The organism is Sphaerisporangium sp. NPDC049457 (genome assembly GCF_055586705.1).
Map to the genome: position 1 here is coordinate 259,666 of NZ_JBVJHR010000007.1, position 14,116 is coordinate 273,781.

The 14,116-nt window shown below is 73.5% G+C and carries 16 protein-coding genes; 6 read left to right on the forward strand and 10 right to left on the reverse strand.

Annotated features, from left to right (window positions below):
- Nucleotides 1-42: 42 nt before the first annotated feature.
- Nucleotides 43-711: a response regulator gene (locus tag ACZ6QO_RS13685; protein WP_465850696.1), complete on the reverse strand. Its 669-nt coding sequence runs from the start codon at nt 709-711 to the stop codon at nt 43-45.
- Complete coding sequence (locus tag ACZ6QO_RS13690; protein WP_465850568.1) at nt 708-1,898, reverse strand: sensor histidine kinase; 1,191 nt, start codon at nt 1,896-1,898, stop codon at nt 708-710. Before ACZ6QO_RS13690 ends, ACZ6QO_RS13685 begins: the two co-directional genes overlap by 4 nt.
- 210 nt (nt 1,899-2,108) lie before the next feature.
- On the opposite strand from ACZ6QO_RS13690, the gene ACZ6QO_RS13695 reads away from it, so the two are divergent.
- Nucleotides 2,109-2,537, forward strand: coding sequence for a DUF6069 family protein (locus tag ACZ6QO_RS13695; protein ID WP_465850570.1), 429 nt, complete (start codon nt 2,109-2,111; stop codon nt 2,535-2,537).
- A 191-nt stretch (nt 2,538-2,728) separates the two neighbouring features.
- On the opposite strand, the gene ACZ6QO_RS13700 is transcribed toward ACZ6QO_RS13695, so the two are convergent.
- Nucleotides 2,729-3,181, reverse strand: a complete 453-nt coding sequence (locus tag ACZ6QO_RS13700; RefSeq protein ID WP_465850571.1) for a winged helix-turn-helix transcriptional regulator — start codon at nt 3,179-3,181, stop codon at nt 2,729-2,731.
- Nucleotides 3,182-3,273: 92 nt separating this feature from the next.
- Here ACZ6QO_RS13700 and ACZ6QO_RS13705 point away from each other — a divergent pair, with 92 nt between their 5' ends.
- A complete protein-coding gene (locus ACZ6QO_RS13705; RefSeq protein ID WP_465850573.1) occupies nt 3,274-3,867 on the forward strand; it encodes a dihydrofolate reductase family protein in 594 nt (197 codons plus the stop codon).
- Between the two features lie 139 nt (nt 3,868-4,006).
- Here the strand turns inward: ACZ6QO_RS13705 and ACZ6QO_RS13710 are convergent, their stop codons facing one another.
- A complete protein-coding gene (locus ACZ6QO_RS13710; RefSeq protein WP_465850575.1) occupies nt 4,007-4,987 on the reverse strand; it encodes a threonine ammonia-lyase in 981 nt (326 codons plus the stop codon).
- 160 nt (nt 4,988-5,147) lie between these two features.
- On the opposite strand from ACZ6QO_RS13710, the gene trpM reads away from it, so the two are divergent.
- From trpM to trpA, 3 genes are all read left to right on the forward strand, one after another.
- Entirely contained in the window at nt 5,148-5,312 is a 165-nt protein-coding gene (trpM, locus tag ACZ6QO_RS13715) for a tryptophan biosynthesis modulator TrpM (RefSeq protein ID WP_465850577.1), read from the forward strand.
- 278 nt (nt 5,313-5,590) lie between these two features.
- Complete coding sequence (trpB, locus tag ACZ6QO_RS13720) at nt 5,591-6,835, forward strand: tryptophan synthase subunit beta (RefSeq protein ID WP_465850579.1); 1,245 nt, start codon at nt 5,591-5,593, stop codon at nt 6,833-6,835.
- Nucleotides 6,832-7,650, forward strand: coding sequence for a tryptophan synthase subunit alpha (gene trpA, locus ACZ6QO_RS13725; RefSeq protein ID WP_465850580.1), 819 nt, complete (start codon nt 6,832-6,834; stop codon nt 7,648-7,650). Before trpB ends, trpA begins: the two co-directional genes overlap by 4 nt.
- A 53-nt stretch (nt 7,651-7,703) precedes the next feature.
- Here trpA and ACZ6QO_RS13730 read toward each other — a convergent pair whose 3' ends face one another.
- Complete coding sequence (locus ACZ6QO_RS13730) at nt 7,704-8,810, reverse strand: epoxide hydrolase family protein (protein WP_465850582.1); 1,107 nt, start codon at nt 8,808-8,810, stop codon at nt 7,704-7,706.
- A 202-nt stretch (nt 8,811-9,012) separates the two neighbouring features.
- Between ACZ6QO_RS13730 and ACZ6QO_RS13735 the strand changes: the two genes are divergently transcribed.
- Nucleotides 9,013-9,435, forward strand: coding sequence for a hypothetical protein (locus tag ACZ6QO_RS13735; RefSeq protein WP_465850584.1), 423 nt, complete (start codon nt 9,013-9,015; stop codon nt 9,433-9,435).
- A 75-nt stretch (nt 9,436-9,510) separates the two neighbouring features.
- Here the strand turns inward: ACZ6QO_RS13735 and ACZ6QO_RS13740 are convergent, their stop codons facing one another.
- The 5 genes from ACZ6QO_RS13740 to ACZ6QO_RS13760 all read right to left on the reverse strand — a co-directional run bounded on the left by ACZ6QO_RS13740 (nt 9,511) and on the right by ACZ6QO_RS13760 (nt 14,006).
- The gene (locus ACZ6QO_RS13740) at nt 9,511-10,014 is read right to left on the reverse strand and encodes a MarR family winged helix-turn-helix transcriptional regulator (protein ID WP_465850585.1); all 504 of its coding nucleotides are present in this window, start codon (nt 10,012-10,014) and stop codon (nt 9,511-9,513) included.
- 179 nt (nt 10,015-10,193) lie between these two features.
- Entirely contained in the window at nt 10,194-11,354 is a 1,161-nt protein-coding gene (locus ACZ6QO_RS13745; protein ID WP_465850587.1) for a cation:proton antiporter, read from the reverse strand.
- A gap of 6 nt (nt 11,355-11,360) precedes the next feature.
- Nucleotides 11,361-11,843 (reverse strand): cation:proton antiporter regulatory subunit, encoded by a 483-nt coding sequence (locus ACZ6QO_RS13750; protein ID WP_465850589.1) that lies wholly within the window; start codon nt 11,841-11,843, stop codon nt 11,361-11,363.
- Between the two features lie 172 nt (nt 11,844-12,015).
- Nucleotides 12,016-13,395 carry a GntP family permease gene (locus ACZ6QO_RS13755; protein ID WP_465850591.1) on the reverse strand — a complete coding sequence of 460 codons (1,380 nt, stop codon included), beginning with the start codon at nt 13,393-13,395 and terminating at the stop codon, nt 12,016-12,018.
- Complete coding sequence (locus ACZ6QO_RS13760; protein ID WP_465850593.1) at nt 13,392-14,006, reverse strand: gluconokinase; 615 nt, start codon at nt 14,004-14,006, stop codon at nt 13,392-13,394. Before ACZ6QO_RS13760 ends, ACZ6QO_RS13755 begins: the two co-directional genes overlap by 4 nt.
- Between the last annotated feature and the right edge of the window lie 110 nt (nt 14,007-14,116).

Here is a 14,116-nt window from a genome sequence, read left to right on the forward strand (position 1 = left end):
CTGACCGGCCGGTGCGCGAGCCGTGCGCCGCCCGGCGGGGCGTCAGGCCAGGCCGGCGTCGTGGGCCAGCAGCGCGATCTGGGTCCGGTTGTCCAGGCCGAGCTTGGTCAAGATGGCCGAGACGTGGGCCTTGACCGTGGCCAGGCTCATGAACAGCTCGGCGGCGATCTCGGCGTTGGCGCGGCCCTGGGCGACCGCGAGCACCACCTCGTACTCGCGCGGGCTGAGGACGGCCAGCGCGGCGCGGGCCCGCTGGTAGGCGTCGGCGTGGGTGGCCACGCGGTCCATCAGCCGCCGGGTGACCCGCGGGGACAGGATGGGCTCGCCGGCGGCGACCTGGCGGACCGCCTCGACGATCCGCGCGGGCGGGGTGTCCTTGAGCAGGAAGCCGCTGGCCCCGGCGTGCAGGGCGTGCAGGATGTTCTCGTCGGTGTCGAAGGTGGTCAGCACGATCACCTCCGGCGGGCGCGGGCGGCGCCGCAGCGCGCGGGTGGCGGTGATGCCGTCCACGCGGGGCATCCGCAGGTCCATGAGCACCACGTCGGGGGCGTGGGCGTCGGCGGCGGCGGGCACCTCCGCGCCGTCGGCGGCCTCGCCGACCACGGCGATGCCGTGGATGCCGTCGAGCATCATCGACAGCCCGGCGCGCACCAGGGCGTCGTCGTCGACGATCAGCACGCGCAGCGGCCGGGCCGCGTCGCTCGCCGTCATGCCGGACGCGCCGGCCACGGCAGCCACGCGTGCAGGCGGAACTCCCCGCCGGCGGTGACCTGGTGGTCCAGCCGGCCGCCGGCCAGGCGCACCCGTTCGGTCAGCCCGACCAGGCCGGTGCCGGTGCCCGGAGCCGCCGGCGGGGGAGCGGTCCCTTCGGGCAGCGGGTTGGTGATGTCGATGACCAGCCGCTCACCGGGTCGGCCTTCGAGCACGACCTGGACGGGGCTGCCCGCGGCGTGCTTGCGGGCGTTGGTCAGCCCTTCCTGGACGACCCGGTAGGCGGTGCGGGCGGCGGCGGCGGGCAGGGCGTCGGGGCTGCGCACCTCGTCGCGCACGCGCACGAGTTCGCCGGCGTCGCGGGACTCCTCCACCAGGCGGGGCAGGTCGGCCAGCGCGGGCTGCGGACGCCCGCCGGCGCCGTCGTCGCCGGGGTCCTCCTCGCGCAGCAGGCTGATCACCTGCCGCAGTTCCTCCAGCGCCTGGTGGACTCCGGCGCGGACCACCCCGGCGGCGTGGGCGAGCCGTTCGGGCGGGGAGTCGGGCCGGTATTCCAGGGCGCCGGCGTAGGTGGCCAGCAGGGACAGGCGGTGGGCGAGCACGTCGTGCATCTCGCGGGCGATGCGGGTGCGCTCCAGCATGCGGGCCTCGGCCACCCGCCTGCCCTGCTCGGCCTCGGCGCGGGCGGCCCGGTCGCGCAGCGAGGCCACCAGCAGCCGCCGCGCCCGGGTGAGCGCGCCCCAGCCGGTCAGCGCGCCGTACGCGACGGTGACCAGCCCCAGCCACCAGAAGAAGGAGATGCCGCCGTTGGGCCGCCACAGGCCTTGGGCGGCGTGCGCGGCCACGCCGGCGGCGGCCACCGCGGCGGCGACGGGGAAGCGGCGCCACTGGGCGACCCACAGCGCGCCCATCGTGGCCGGCGGTGTGGCGGCGGGGGACAGCACGGCCAGCGCGGTGAGCAGCAGCGCGCCGCCGACCGGCCGCCACAGCAGCAGCGGCGACAGCGCCCAGCCGGCCACCCCGGCCGCGATGTCGACGGCGGTGACGCCGGCCGCCGCGTCCGACCGCGCCCACAGCGTCAGCGCGACCAGCGCTCCCATGCCGGTGAGCACGCCGGCCACCGCCGCCGGGGCGGGGCGCGGGCGATCGGACGGCGCCACCGCCGGGCAGGACGACTCCTCTTCCACCGGGTCAGGCTAACCGCGGACACCACGGCCACGGCACCTACCAAAGTCGATGCCGGGGCGGCCGATGGTCGCGGGCGGTCCGGCCGCGCGCCCGATGCGGGGGGACGGCGCCGGCGGCGAGTCTGGCGGGGTGAAGCAGGCGGGCCGGTCGCGGCGCCCACCGGTCGGTGGCGCGCGGGACGGCCGCCCGTCCGTCGAAAGGGGACGACAGTGTCCGACCAGACCACCCCCGTCAGCGCCCGATCCCGGCGCGAAGGCGGCACGACCGTCCGGCGGGCGCTCAGCGTGGCCGGCGCCACGGCCGCGGCCCTGATCGTGTGGGCGCTGGCCGATCCGGTCGCCCACGCCGGCCTGGCCGTCCGCACGGGCGGGAACCTCCAGCCGGTCGGGCCGGCCGCGGTCGCGGCGGCGAGCCTGTTCGCCGGGCTGGCCGCGTGGGCGCTGCTCGCGGTGCTGGAACGGGTCACGACGCGGCCGCGGCGGATCTGGACCCTCGTCGCGGTGGCGGTGCTGGTCGTGTCGCTGGCCGGCCCGCTGACCCAGGCCGTCGGTGCCGCGAGCATCGTGACGCTGGCCTGCATGCATCTGGTCGTCGCCGCCGTCCTCATCCCCGGCCTGGCCCGCGGCCGCCGTCTCTGAGACGGGATCCGGCGGTCGTCCGCTGGTCGCGGCGAGTGCCGGGGCGTCGCCGCACCACTGTGTGCGGGTCCGGCGGCGGGCCGCCGGACCCCGGCCGGGGAGCCGCCGGATCCGGTGGGGCCGCCGGGCCGCGGGCGGTCGCCGAAACCCGGGGGCGTCAGGGCCGCCGGGGAGCGGCGAAGTGACCTCGGTCAGACGGCCGCGCCCGGGCCTGGCAGCAGTTCGACGTCGCCCGCGTGCATGGGCTCGCCGCAGTGGGCGCAGCGCAGGTCGACCCGGCTGATCTCCCCGCACGCGTGGTGGCGGTAGAGCACGGGCGGCCCGGCCTCGCCCGCGAGCCAGCGGTCCCCCCAGCCGGCCATGACCATGAGCAGGTCGACCAGCTCGGCGCCCTTGGTCGTCAGGTGGTACTCGTGGCGCGGCCGGTTGTCGTAGGGACGGCGTTCGAGCACGCCTTGGCCGACGAGATGGTTGAGCCGTTCGGTCAGCACCTTGCGCGAGATCCCGAGGTCGGCCTGGATCTGGTCGAACCGGCTCATGCCCGCCCACACGTCACGCAGGATCAGCGGCGACCACGGCTCCCCGATCACGTCGAGGGTGCGCGCGATGGAACAGGCCATGTCCCCGAACTGTGTGCGTTGCATGGGAACAGTCTACCAATTGGGGTTCCCTGAAGGAACTAATGACTGTTAGGCTCGTGGAGTCTCTTGAAGGAACTCCAGGAAGGATCGCGGAGATGAGCAAGGTTCTCAGCGTCCACGCGGTTTCGGTCGACGGATACATCACCGGGCGCGACCCGGGCGCCGGGCGCGGGCTGGGCGACGGCACGATGCTGTTCGACTGGTACTTCGACGGCGACACGCCCAGTCAGATGTTCGAGGGGTTCAAGCTGAGCGAGCCCAGCGCCCGCGTCTTCGACACCCTCGCCGGACGCGTCGGCGCGATCGTGGCAGGTCGCGGCACCTACGAGGACTCCGACCACTTCGGAGGCGGCAGCCCGCACCCGACGGCCCCGCTGTTCGTCCTGAGCCATCGGCCGGCGCCCGCGATCAGTGAGAAGCAGACCCTGGTCACCACCGGCGTGCAGGACGCGATCGCGGCGGCACGCGATGCCGCGGGCGACAAGGACGTCGCGCTGATGGGCGGCGGCGTGCTGGCGTCCGCGCTGGAGGCGGGCCTCGTCGATGAGGTGGTCCTGCACCAGGTGCCCGTTCTGCTGGGCGGCGGTCGCGGCTTCTTCCAGCGGCTCCCCGCGCACGTGCGCCTGCGCCTGCTCGAGGCCGTCGCTGCCCCAGGCGTGACCCACCTGCGCTACGAGGTGACCCGGTGATCCGCCGCACCGGAGGGCAGGGCACGGTCGGCGCGCACACGGCACGCGCGCTCGCCGGCCTCGGCCACCAGGCCGTCGTCGCCGCGCACCACCGGGCCGAGGCGCCGTCGTCCCCCGCCGGCCCGGGCCGGCGTGGACGTCAGGGCAGGTGGGCGGGAGCCGCGCCGACCCAGCGGCGGTAGGCGTGCGCGTCGACGTTGCTTCCGCACACGATGGTGACCACGTGCCGGCCGGCGAAGCGGTCGCGGTCTTCGAGGATCGCCGCGATGCCGAGCGCGGCCGACGGTTCGACGACGAGGCCGGCGTGGTCGAAGAGCATCCGCATGCCGGCGATGATCGACGCCTCCTGGACCAGGACGGCGTCGTCGGCGACCAGCAGCAGGTCCTCCAGGACGGCGGGGATGGGACGCCGTCCGGCGACGCCGTCGGCGATGGTGTCGGTGGAGCCGGTGGTGACGACGCGTCGCCCGCGCCAGGAGAGCGTCATCGCCGGCGCGCCCAGCGGCTGGACGCAGATCACCTCGACGCCGGGCGCCAGGGCCTTCACGACATGACCCACGCCGGTGGCCAGCGCCCCGCCGCCGAGAGCGATCAGGACGGCGTCGAACGACGGCGCGGCGCCGGCCAGTTCCAGGCCGATGGTCGCCGCGCCCTCGCAGGTCTCGATGTCCAGGCTGTCCTCGACCAGCCGGACGCCGTCGTGGCGTGCGATGGCCGCCGCTCGTTCGCGGGCCATGTCGAAGTCGCCGTCCACCAGCTCCAGCCCGGCCTCCAGCGCGCGGATGCGATCGAGCTTGGCCGCCGGCGCGAAGCGGGAGGCCACGACGGTGACGTCGAGCCCCCGGGCGCGGCCGGACCAGGCGAGGGCCAGGCCGAGGTTGCCCGCGCTGGCGCACACCACCTCTCGCCGGCCATCGCCGGCGAGCAGGCTCGCGACGACCTCGGTGCCGCGGGCCTTGAAGCTGCGGACCGGGTTCGCCGTTTCCAGCTTGACGCTCACCGCGCAGCCGAGGCCGGGCTCCAGCGCCTCGCAGCGGTACAGCGGAGAGTCGAGGAAGACCGGGTCGATCACCCGGCGAGCGGCCCGGATCCGGGCGGTGTCGAGGCGCGTAACCCGCATGGCACGGCAGCGTAGCGCCTCCGTCGCCGCTCGATCCGGGGTACGCCCGGCGGCCGGTGCCCGTACCGGGAGACGCGCGACGCCTGCGGACGGTGAACGCGGCGCGAGCCGTCCGGCCGGGCACTGTGGTGGGCGTCGCCGGCGGTGCTAAGCTCCGGTCATGTCCCTTGTCGCCCGCCTCGCCCCCGGGTGCCGCCCTCGCGGCTGCCGGGCGCCGGCGCGACGCGTGCACGGCCGCCGGGTGCGGTACGTGATCGGCTCCGACCCCGGCCAGGTCAACGGGATGCGATGGCTTCGCACGCCGCGCGTCGCGCGGGGTGCCTGAGGGGTTCTTCTTCCCGTCCCACCCGTTCCTCCCTCACGACCAGGGGCGCCGCCCCCGAGGTCTCAGGCGTGCCCCTTCGGCCCTGAGGCCGTGAGGCTGTGAAGCCCTGAAACTGTGAGGCCGTGGCCGTGGCCGTGGGCGCGGGCACGGCCGCTCGCGGGCTCGCGCCTTACGGGGAAGGAACCGGGGGAACATCCCTCCATCTCGCCGCACGCATACGTGTTCCTGACCGTCACCAGCCAGTCCGGGGCGTGCGCCCCGGCGTAGGAGCATGTCGCATGTCCAGCGAGTTCTTCATCCCTGCCCCGCGAGGGCAGGCCCCCGGCGCCGGAGGGTACTTCGGCGCGTTCGGCGGCAAGTTCATCCCCGAGGCCCTGGTCGCCGCCGTGGACGAGGCCGCCGCCGAGTACGAGAAGGCCAAGACCGATCCCGCGTTCGCCGCCGAGCTGGAGGATCTGCTCGTCAACTACGCCGGGCGTCCCAGCGCGCTGACCGAGGCGCCGCGGTTCGCCGAGCACGCCGGCGGCGGCCGGATCTTCCTCAAGCGGGAGGATCTCAACCACACCGGCTCACACAAGATCAACAATGTGCTCGGGCAGGCCCTGCTCACCAGGCGGATGGGCAAGCCCCGGGTCGTCGCCGAGACCGGCGCCGGTCAGCACGGCGTCGCCACCGCGACCGCCTGCGCCCTGTTCGGACTCGAATGCACGATCTACATGGGCGAGGTCGACATCGAGCGCCAGGCGCTCAACGTCGCCCGGATGCGGATGCTCGGCGCCGAGGTCGTCGCGGTCACCTCCGGCTCCCGCACGCTCAAGGACGCCATCAACGAGGCGTTCAGGGACTGGGTCGCGCACGCCGACCGGACGCACTACGTCTTCGGCACGGCCGCCGGACCGCACCCCTTCCCGGCCATGGTGCGCGACTTCCACCGCGTCATCGGCGTCGAGGCCCGCCGCCAGGTCCTGGAACGGGCCGGGCGGCTGCCGGACGCCGCCGTCGCCTGCGTCGGCGGCGGGTCGAACGCGATCGGCCTGTTCCACGGCTTCCTCGCCGACGGCGGCGTACGCCTGGTCGGCTGCGAGGCCGCCGGGCACGGCGTGGAGAGCGGTGAGCACGCGGCCACGCTTTCCGCGGGCCGGCCGGGCATTCTGCATGGTTCGCGGTCGTATGTCCTTCAGGACGAGGAGGGCCAGATCACCGAGCCGTACTCGATCTCCGCCGGTCTGGACTATCCGGGCATCGGTCCCGAGCACGCGTATCTGAGGGACGCCGGCCGCGCCGAGTACCGCCCGGTCACCGACGAGGAGGCGATGCGGGCGTTCCGGCTGCTGTCGCTGACCGAGGGCGTCATCCCGGCCATCGAGAGCGCGCACGCGCTCGCCGGCGCGCTCGACGTCGGCAAGGAGCTCGGGCAGGACGGAGTGATCGTCGTCAGCCTGTCCGGGCGCGGCGACAAGGACATGGACACGGCCGCCCGGTACTTCGGGCTGTGCGACGCCGCCGAGGGGGAGTCGAAGTGAGCGGGAACATCGAATTGCTGAGCGACACCCTCGCCCGGGCCACATCCGAGGGCGGCTCGGCGTTCATCGCCTATTTCCCGGCCGGCTTCCCCACCGTCGACGGCGGCATCGAGGCGGTCAAGGCGATGCTGGAGTCCGGCGCGGACGTCGTGGAGGTGGGCCTGCCGCACAGCGACCCGGTGATCGACGGACCGGTCATCCAGACCGCCGACGACATCGCGTTGCGCGGCGGTCTCAAGATCGCCGACGTGATGCGCACCGTCCGCGAGGCGCACGCCGCGACGGGCAAGCCGATCCTGGTGATGACGTACTGGAACCCGGTCGACCGCTACGGCGTCGAACGGTTCGCCGCCGAGCTCGCCGAGGCCGGCGGCGCGGGCTGCATCCTGCCCGACCTGCCCGTCCAGGAGTCGGCGGCCTGGCGCGCGCAGGCCGGCAGGCACGGCCTGGCCACCGTGTTCGTCGTCGCGCCGAGCAGCACGGAGGAGCGGCTGAGGGAGGTCACCGCGGCCGGTTCCGGCTTCGTGTACGCCGCCTCGCTGATGGGGGTCACCGGCGCCGGCGCCTCCGCCGGGCGGACGGCGGCCGCTCTGGTGCGCCGCACCAGAGCGGTCACCGGGCTGCCGGTCTGCGTCGGCATCGGCGTCTCCGACGCCGGGCAGGCGGCCGAGGTCGCGGGCTTCGCGGACGGCGTGATCGTCGGCACCGCCTTCGTCAGGGCGATGCTCGACGCGCCCGACGAGGCGGCCGGGCTCGCGGCGATCCGGACGCTCACGGCCGAACTCGCCGCCGGCGTCCGCGGCGCGGCCCGCTAGGCCCGTTAGCCGGGCTCGATACGGGCGAGGCAGGGGACGGCCGGACCACCGGATCACCGGTTCACCTTCGCGGGAGGCGTCGGCGACCTGCGGTGGAAGAACTTCCGGATGTCCTCGGCGAGCAGCTCGGGCACCTCCATCGCGGCGAAGTGGCCGCCGCGCTCGAACTCCGACCAGTGCCCGATGTCGTACAGCCGCTCGGCCAGCGGCCGCACCGGCTGCGTGATGTCGTGCGCGAACACCGCCACGCCGACCGGCACCGGGCACGGCTCGGTCCTTCTCGGGGTGTCGTGGTGCAGCCGCGCCGAGGAGGCCGCGGTGGTGGTCAGCCAGTACAGCGACACGTCGGTGAGCATGCGGTCGTCACTGATGTGCGAGCGCGGGTCGGTCCACTGCGCGAAGCGCTCGGCGATCCAGACGAGCTGGCCGACCGGCGAGTCGGTCAGCGCGTAGCCGATGGTCTGAGGGGTGAGCGCCTGCAGGGCCTGGTACGGCGGACGGTTCGCCATCAGCTTCCTGACCTTGTCCAGCCGGGCCTCGTCCGCCGCGGACAGTTCGACGCCGGCGTCCGGGTCCGGCCGGGTCGGGAGGTAGTTGACGTGCACCCCGACGACCCGCTCGGGCGCCACCGCGCCGAGCGCCAGGGAGATGCCCGCACCGAAGTCGCCGCCCTGCGCGCCGTAGCGCTCGTACCCCAGCCGGCGCATCAGCTCGGCCCAGGCCCGCGCGACGCGGACGACGTCCCAGCCCCGCTCGTGGGTCGGCCCGGAGAAGCCGTACCCCGGGATGGAGGGGATCACCAGGTGGAACTCGCGCGACAGCGGTTCGACGACGTCGAGGAACTCCAGGAACGAGCCGGGCCAGCCGTGGGTGAGGATCAGCGCGAGCGCGTCCGGCTTCGCGCACCGGACGTGGACGAAGTGGATGTTCTGCCCCTCGATCTCGGTGGTGAAGTGCGGGAGCCGGTTGAGCTCGGCCTCGTGCTCGCGCCAGTCGTACCCGGTCCGCCAGTGTTCGGCGAGCCGCTTGAGCCGCGCCAGCGGGAAGCCGTAGTCCCACCCGGCGTCGGCGACCTCGTTGGGCCAGCGAGTGCGGGCGAGCCGGTCGGCCAGGTCGTCGAGGTCTGCCTGAGGGATGTCGATGAGGAAGGGCTTGATCATGCTCTGCTCCGGGGATCGTCCATTCGACGGATAAACGTTTGTATGACTAACGTTCACTCGACGAACGATAGCAGACCGTTAGTGCACCGAACGACTTGCCGGATGTGCCGCACAGGGGATCCCTCCAGGGATCGCGACGGGCGTCCGGCCCATTTCGTCAGGGTGGCTTGACGTAAAGGTGATCTGACGAAAAACTCGGGGCATGTCGACTCCTTATGACCTTGAACGTCATTTCACGCTGCTGACCGCAGTCGCCCGCTATGAGGCGCTGAGGGCGCGCGATACGCTCGCGGCGCTGGATGACCACGACGACGGCGAGACCGGCGCGGGGGCACTTACGCGCGCCGAGACCCTGGAGATGCTCGCGCTCGGCGAGGTGATCGCACGGAAGGCCGGCTACGGCCGCCAGTTGTCCGTCCGCTCCGCACGCCGGGCCGGAGCATCGTGGGCCCAGATCGGCGCCGCGCTGGGCACCAGCAAGCAGGCGGCCTGGGAGACCCATAACCGGTGGATCGACGAGCAGGCCAGGCGACCGGACGCGCCGGGGCATTGGGGCTGGGACGACGTCGACGTCGCGGCCGCGCGAGCCCTGGCGGGCGAACCGGACGAAAAGGAGGAGGCATGACCGCGCGGCACGGACACCGATCGGGGCGGACCCGACGGCCGCGGGGCGAATCCTGCCGCCAGGGCCGGTTTCGGGTCAGGAGCTCGGGGGGCGCGGCGTCTGATCAGTGTGGTGGTCCAGCAGGCGGGTGAGCAGCCGCACGAACTGGTCGCGTTCGGCAGGGGTCAGCGGGGCGAGCAGCTCGTCGTGGAGGTCGTCCAGGACCTTGTCGAGGCGGCGCAGGCGCCTGCCGCCTTCGGCGGTGATCGTGATGACGTTGCGGCGGCGGTCGCCGGGATCAGGCGCCCGGCCGACCAGACCGCGCTCGGCCAGTTCGTTGACGATGCCGACCATGTCGCTGCGGTAGATGCCGGTGCGCCGGCTCAGCGTCGCCTGGCTGGCCGGGCCGTGCTCCTGCAACGAGGCCAGTACGGCGTAGTGCCATTTGCGGGCGTCGACCCGGGCCAGTCCCTCGTTGATCAGCCGGTCCGACTGGGCGGTCATGCCCGACAGCAGGCGACTGGCCCGCCGGCGCAGCCTGTCCGGCGTTTTCGTCTCGCCGTCGTGCGGCATGTCCGCGGCCTCGGCTCCGCTGTCCATGGCGCCGATCCTACCGCGTTGCGTTAGTCCGACTAACGATGCGGGTTCGTTCCTGGACCCGCGAGAACTGGTCTGTTCCCGGGAGGCCGCGGACACCTGCGGGAGTGCCGCCACGCACCGCCGGCGAGCACCTCGTCCGGGCGGCCGCGGTCAGATGACGCTCGGGGGCGGGATCGTTCCTAGGCCGTGCGGCGGGCGATGGCGGTGATGAGGGGTTGCAGCAGCCGGGCGGCCAGCGGGCCGAAGGCGGCGAGGATGAGCACGTACCCGGCCGACAGCGGCCCGAGGTCGGGATGGGCGCCGGCCGCGACCGCGAGCCCGGCGATGACGATGTTGAACTCACCCCGGGGGATGAGCGCGATGCCGGCGCGGGCCTGACCGGCCTTGGCGACGCCGGCGCGGCGCGCGGCGTAGGCGCCGGTGAGCAGCTTGGTGGCCATGCTGACCACGGCCAGCAGCGCCGCCAGGCCGGCCATCGGCCAGATCGCCGCCGGGTCGGTCTGCAGTCCGAAGAAGACGAAGAACACCGCGGCGAACAGGTCGCGCAGCGGGGTCAGCAGCGCGCGGGCCTCGTGCGCCAGCTCGCCCGACAGCGCGATGCCGACCAAGAACGCCCCGACCGCCGCCGAGACCTGCAGCTGCTGGGCGATGCCGGCGACCAGCAGCGCCAATCCCATCACCTTCAACAGCAGCACCTCGGAGTTGGGGCTGGCCACGAAGGTCTCGATGACGCGCCCGAAGCGAAGGGCCACCAGCAGCACCGTCCCGGCCGTGCCCAGGGCGATGGCCACGGTGACCGCGCCGGCGGCCAGGCTCACCCCGGCGAGGATGGCGGTGAGGACCGGCAGATACAGCGCCATCGTCAGGTCTTCGAAGACCAGCAGCGACAGCACCACGGGGGTTTCGCGGTTGCCGATCCAGCCGAGGTCGGACAGCACCTTGGCGGTGATGCCGGAGGAGGTGGCGTAGGTGACTCCGGCCATCGCCACGGCCGCCACCGGGCCCCAGCCGAGCAGCAGCGCGACCGCCGCGCCGGGGGCGGCGTTGAGCGCCAGGTCCATCAGCCCGCCGCGCGCGTTGCCGCGCAGGCTGGCCATCAGTTCGTCGGCGTTGTACTCAAGGCCCAGGGTGAGCAGCAGCAGGACCACGCCGATCTCGGCGCCGACCGCGATGAAGTCCTCGCTGGTGGCCAGGGGCAGGATGCCGCCCTGGCCGAACGCCAGGCCGGCCACCAGGTACAGCGGGATGGGGGAGATGCCTGCGCGCAACGCCAGCGCGCCGAGCACGCCGAGGACCAGAACGATGCCGCCGAGTTCGATGAAGAGTTCTGCCGTGTGCACGCGTGCCTATCCGCCGGCGAGGATGTCGGCGACGGCGGAGGTGCTCTCCGCGTCTCCGACGACGACCACCACGTCTCCGGCGGCGAGCCGGAAGTCGGGGGTGGGACTGGTGTTCACCTGCGCGCCGCGCACGACGGCCACGATGGAGGCGCCGGTACGGGTGCGCACCCGCGCGTCGCCCATCGGCGCTCCCGCGAAGGGGGAGCCGGCGGCGACGGGAAGCTGGACGCTGACCAGCCCTTCGACCTCGCGGTGCAGGTCGTTGAGCCGCTGGACGATGCGCGGGGCGCCGAGCAGCTCGACCAGGGCGTCGGCCTCCTCGTCGTTGAGCTGGATCGCCTCGCATGCCCGGTCGGGGTCGTGCCGGTCGTAGATGACCAGGTCCCGGCGGCCGCCGCGGTGGGACACCACCGCGATTCTGCGGCCTTGGTGGGTGGTGAACTCGTGTTTGAGTCCGATCCCCGGCAGTGCCGTCTGCTCGATCTCCACCGGCCCGTCGCCCCTATCCAGCCGTATGTCATTCGGTCGCGGTTATCACCTGTACAAGAACATGCCAAATGTTCACATATAGGTGGATGACTGTGAGGTTAGCAGGTGTGAGCGGCCCCCAGGCGGCCGAGATCATCGCCCGGACGACAGGGCCGCGGGTCCGCGACCGCGGTCAGATGACCAGGTCCAGGGCCAGCACCAGCAGCAGGCCGACCACCGAGATCACCGTCTCCATCGCCGACCAGGTCTTGATGTTCTGGCCCACGCCGAGGCCGAAGTACTCCTTCACCAGCCAGAACCCGGCGTCGTTGACGTGGGAGAAGAACAGCGACCCCGCGCCGATGGCCAGCACCAGCAGCGAGGTCTCCCCGGTGCTCAGGGCGGTGACCAGCGGGGCAAGGATGCCCGAGGCGGTGACGGTGGCCACCGTCGCCGACCCGGTGGCCAGGCGGATGAGCACGGCGACCAGCCAGGCCAGCAGCAGCACCGACAGGCCGCTGTGCTGCACCCAGTCGGCGACCAGCTTGCCGATGCCGGTGTCGACCAGCGTCTGCTTGAACCCGCCGCCGGCCGCGACGATCAGCAGGATGCCGGCGATCGGCGGCAGCGAGGCCTCCAGCGACGCGGTGATCGCCTTGCGGTCCATGGCGCCGCCGCGTCCCAGCGTGAAGATCGCGACGATGACCGCGATGAGCAGCGCCACCAGCGGCGTGCCCAGGAAGTCCAGCACCGACCGCACCGCGCCGCCCTCGGCGGCGAGCAGGTCGGCGGCGGCCTTGCCCATCATCAGCGCCACCGGCAGCAGCACGGTGGCCACGGTGACGCCGAACGAGGGCCGCCGCGCGGCGGGCTCGGCCGTCCCCGGCTCGTACAGTCCGGGCGCCGGCGCCTCCACCCAGCGGGCCGCGTAGCGGGCGAACAGCGGGCCGGCGATGACCACGGTGGGCAGCGCGACCAGCACGCCGAGTCCCAGGGTGAGGCCGAGGTCGGCCTTGAGCGCGTCGATGGCCACCAGCGGGCCGGGGTGCGGCGGCACCAGGCCGTGCATCACCGACAGCCCGGCCAGGGCCGGGATGCCGACCCTGATCAGCGAAAGACCCGAGCGGCGCGACACCAGGAAGATCACCGGCATCAGCAGCACGAGGCCGATCTCGAAGAACATCGGCAGGCCGATGATGGCGCCCACCGCGGCCATCGCCCAGGGCAGCGAGCGGGCGCTGGAGCGGCCGACGATGGTGTCGACGATCTCGTCGGCGCCGCCGGAGTCGGCCAGCAGCTTGCCGAACATCGCGCCGAGCGCGATCAGCGTGCCGACGCCGGCCGCGGTGGCGCCGAAGCCGTCGGTGAAGCTGGCGATCACATCGGCCATCGGCAGGCCGGCGATGGCGCCGACCGCCAGCGAGCCGAGCGTCAGGCTGAGGAACGGGTGCAGTTTGAAGCGCGTGATCAGCAGCACGATCAGGGCGATGCCGATCAGCGCGGCCGGCAGCAGGCGTCCGGCCGCGACCGCCGCGCCGGCCGAGGGGGCCAGCGCGATCGTGGCGGGGCTCACGGCCGTTCCCCGGGAGCCGCGGAATCGGCCGGTGGCGCCGGTGCGCCGCCGGCCGTGCGGCCGGGAGAGGCGGCGGCGAGGTAGTCCTCGACGAGCCGCTCGACGCTGCGGGTCAGGTCGAGCACGATGCCGTGCTCGTCGGGCTGCAACGGCTGCAGGGTGGCGAACTGCGAGGCGACCAGCGAGGCGGGCATGAAGTGCCCGGGCCGGCCGGCCACCCGCAGGCGCACGACCTCCTGGTCTCCGGCGAGGTGGACGAAGCACGCCTGCGGCGCGGAGGCGCGCAGCACGTCGCGGTAGGCGCGCTTGAGCGCCGAGCAGCTGACCACGCCGCCGCCCGCGGCGTGATCGGCCAGCCAGCCGCCGATCGCGCGCAGCCAGGGCAGCCGGTCGTCGTCGTCCAGCGGCACGCCCGCCGTCATCTTGGCGACGTTGGCGGGGCTGTGGAAGTCGTCGGCGTCGGCGAACGGCACCCGCAGGCGCCGGGCCAGCGCCGCGCCGACGGTCGTCTTGCCCGAGCCGGTGACCCCCATGACGACCAGCAGCGGCGGCGCCGGGGTTTGACCGGCGGGGCCGGGGGAACTCGGGGGCGGAGGATCTGTGGGGTTCATACTCGGGGGCCTCTCCACGGGGCTGCCGCACAGCTTGTCACGATTAAGCATCCTAATCAAGGATTAATGCCCGATTGATCATACTTTTGCGGCGATAGTGCGGCGCGTCG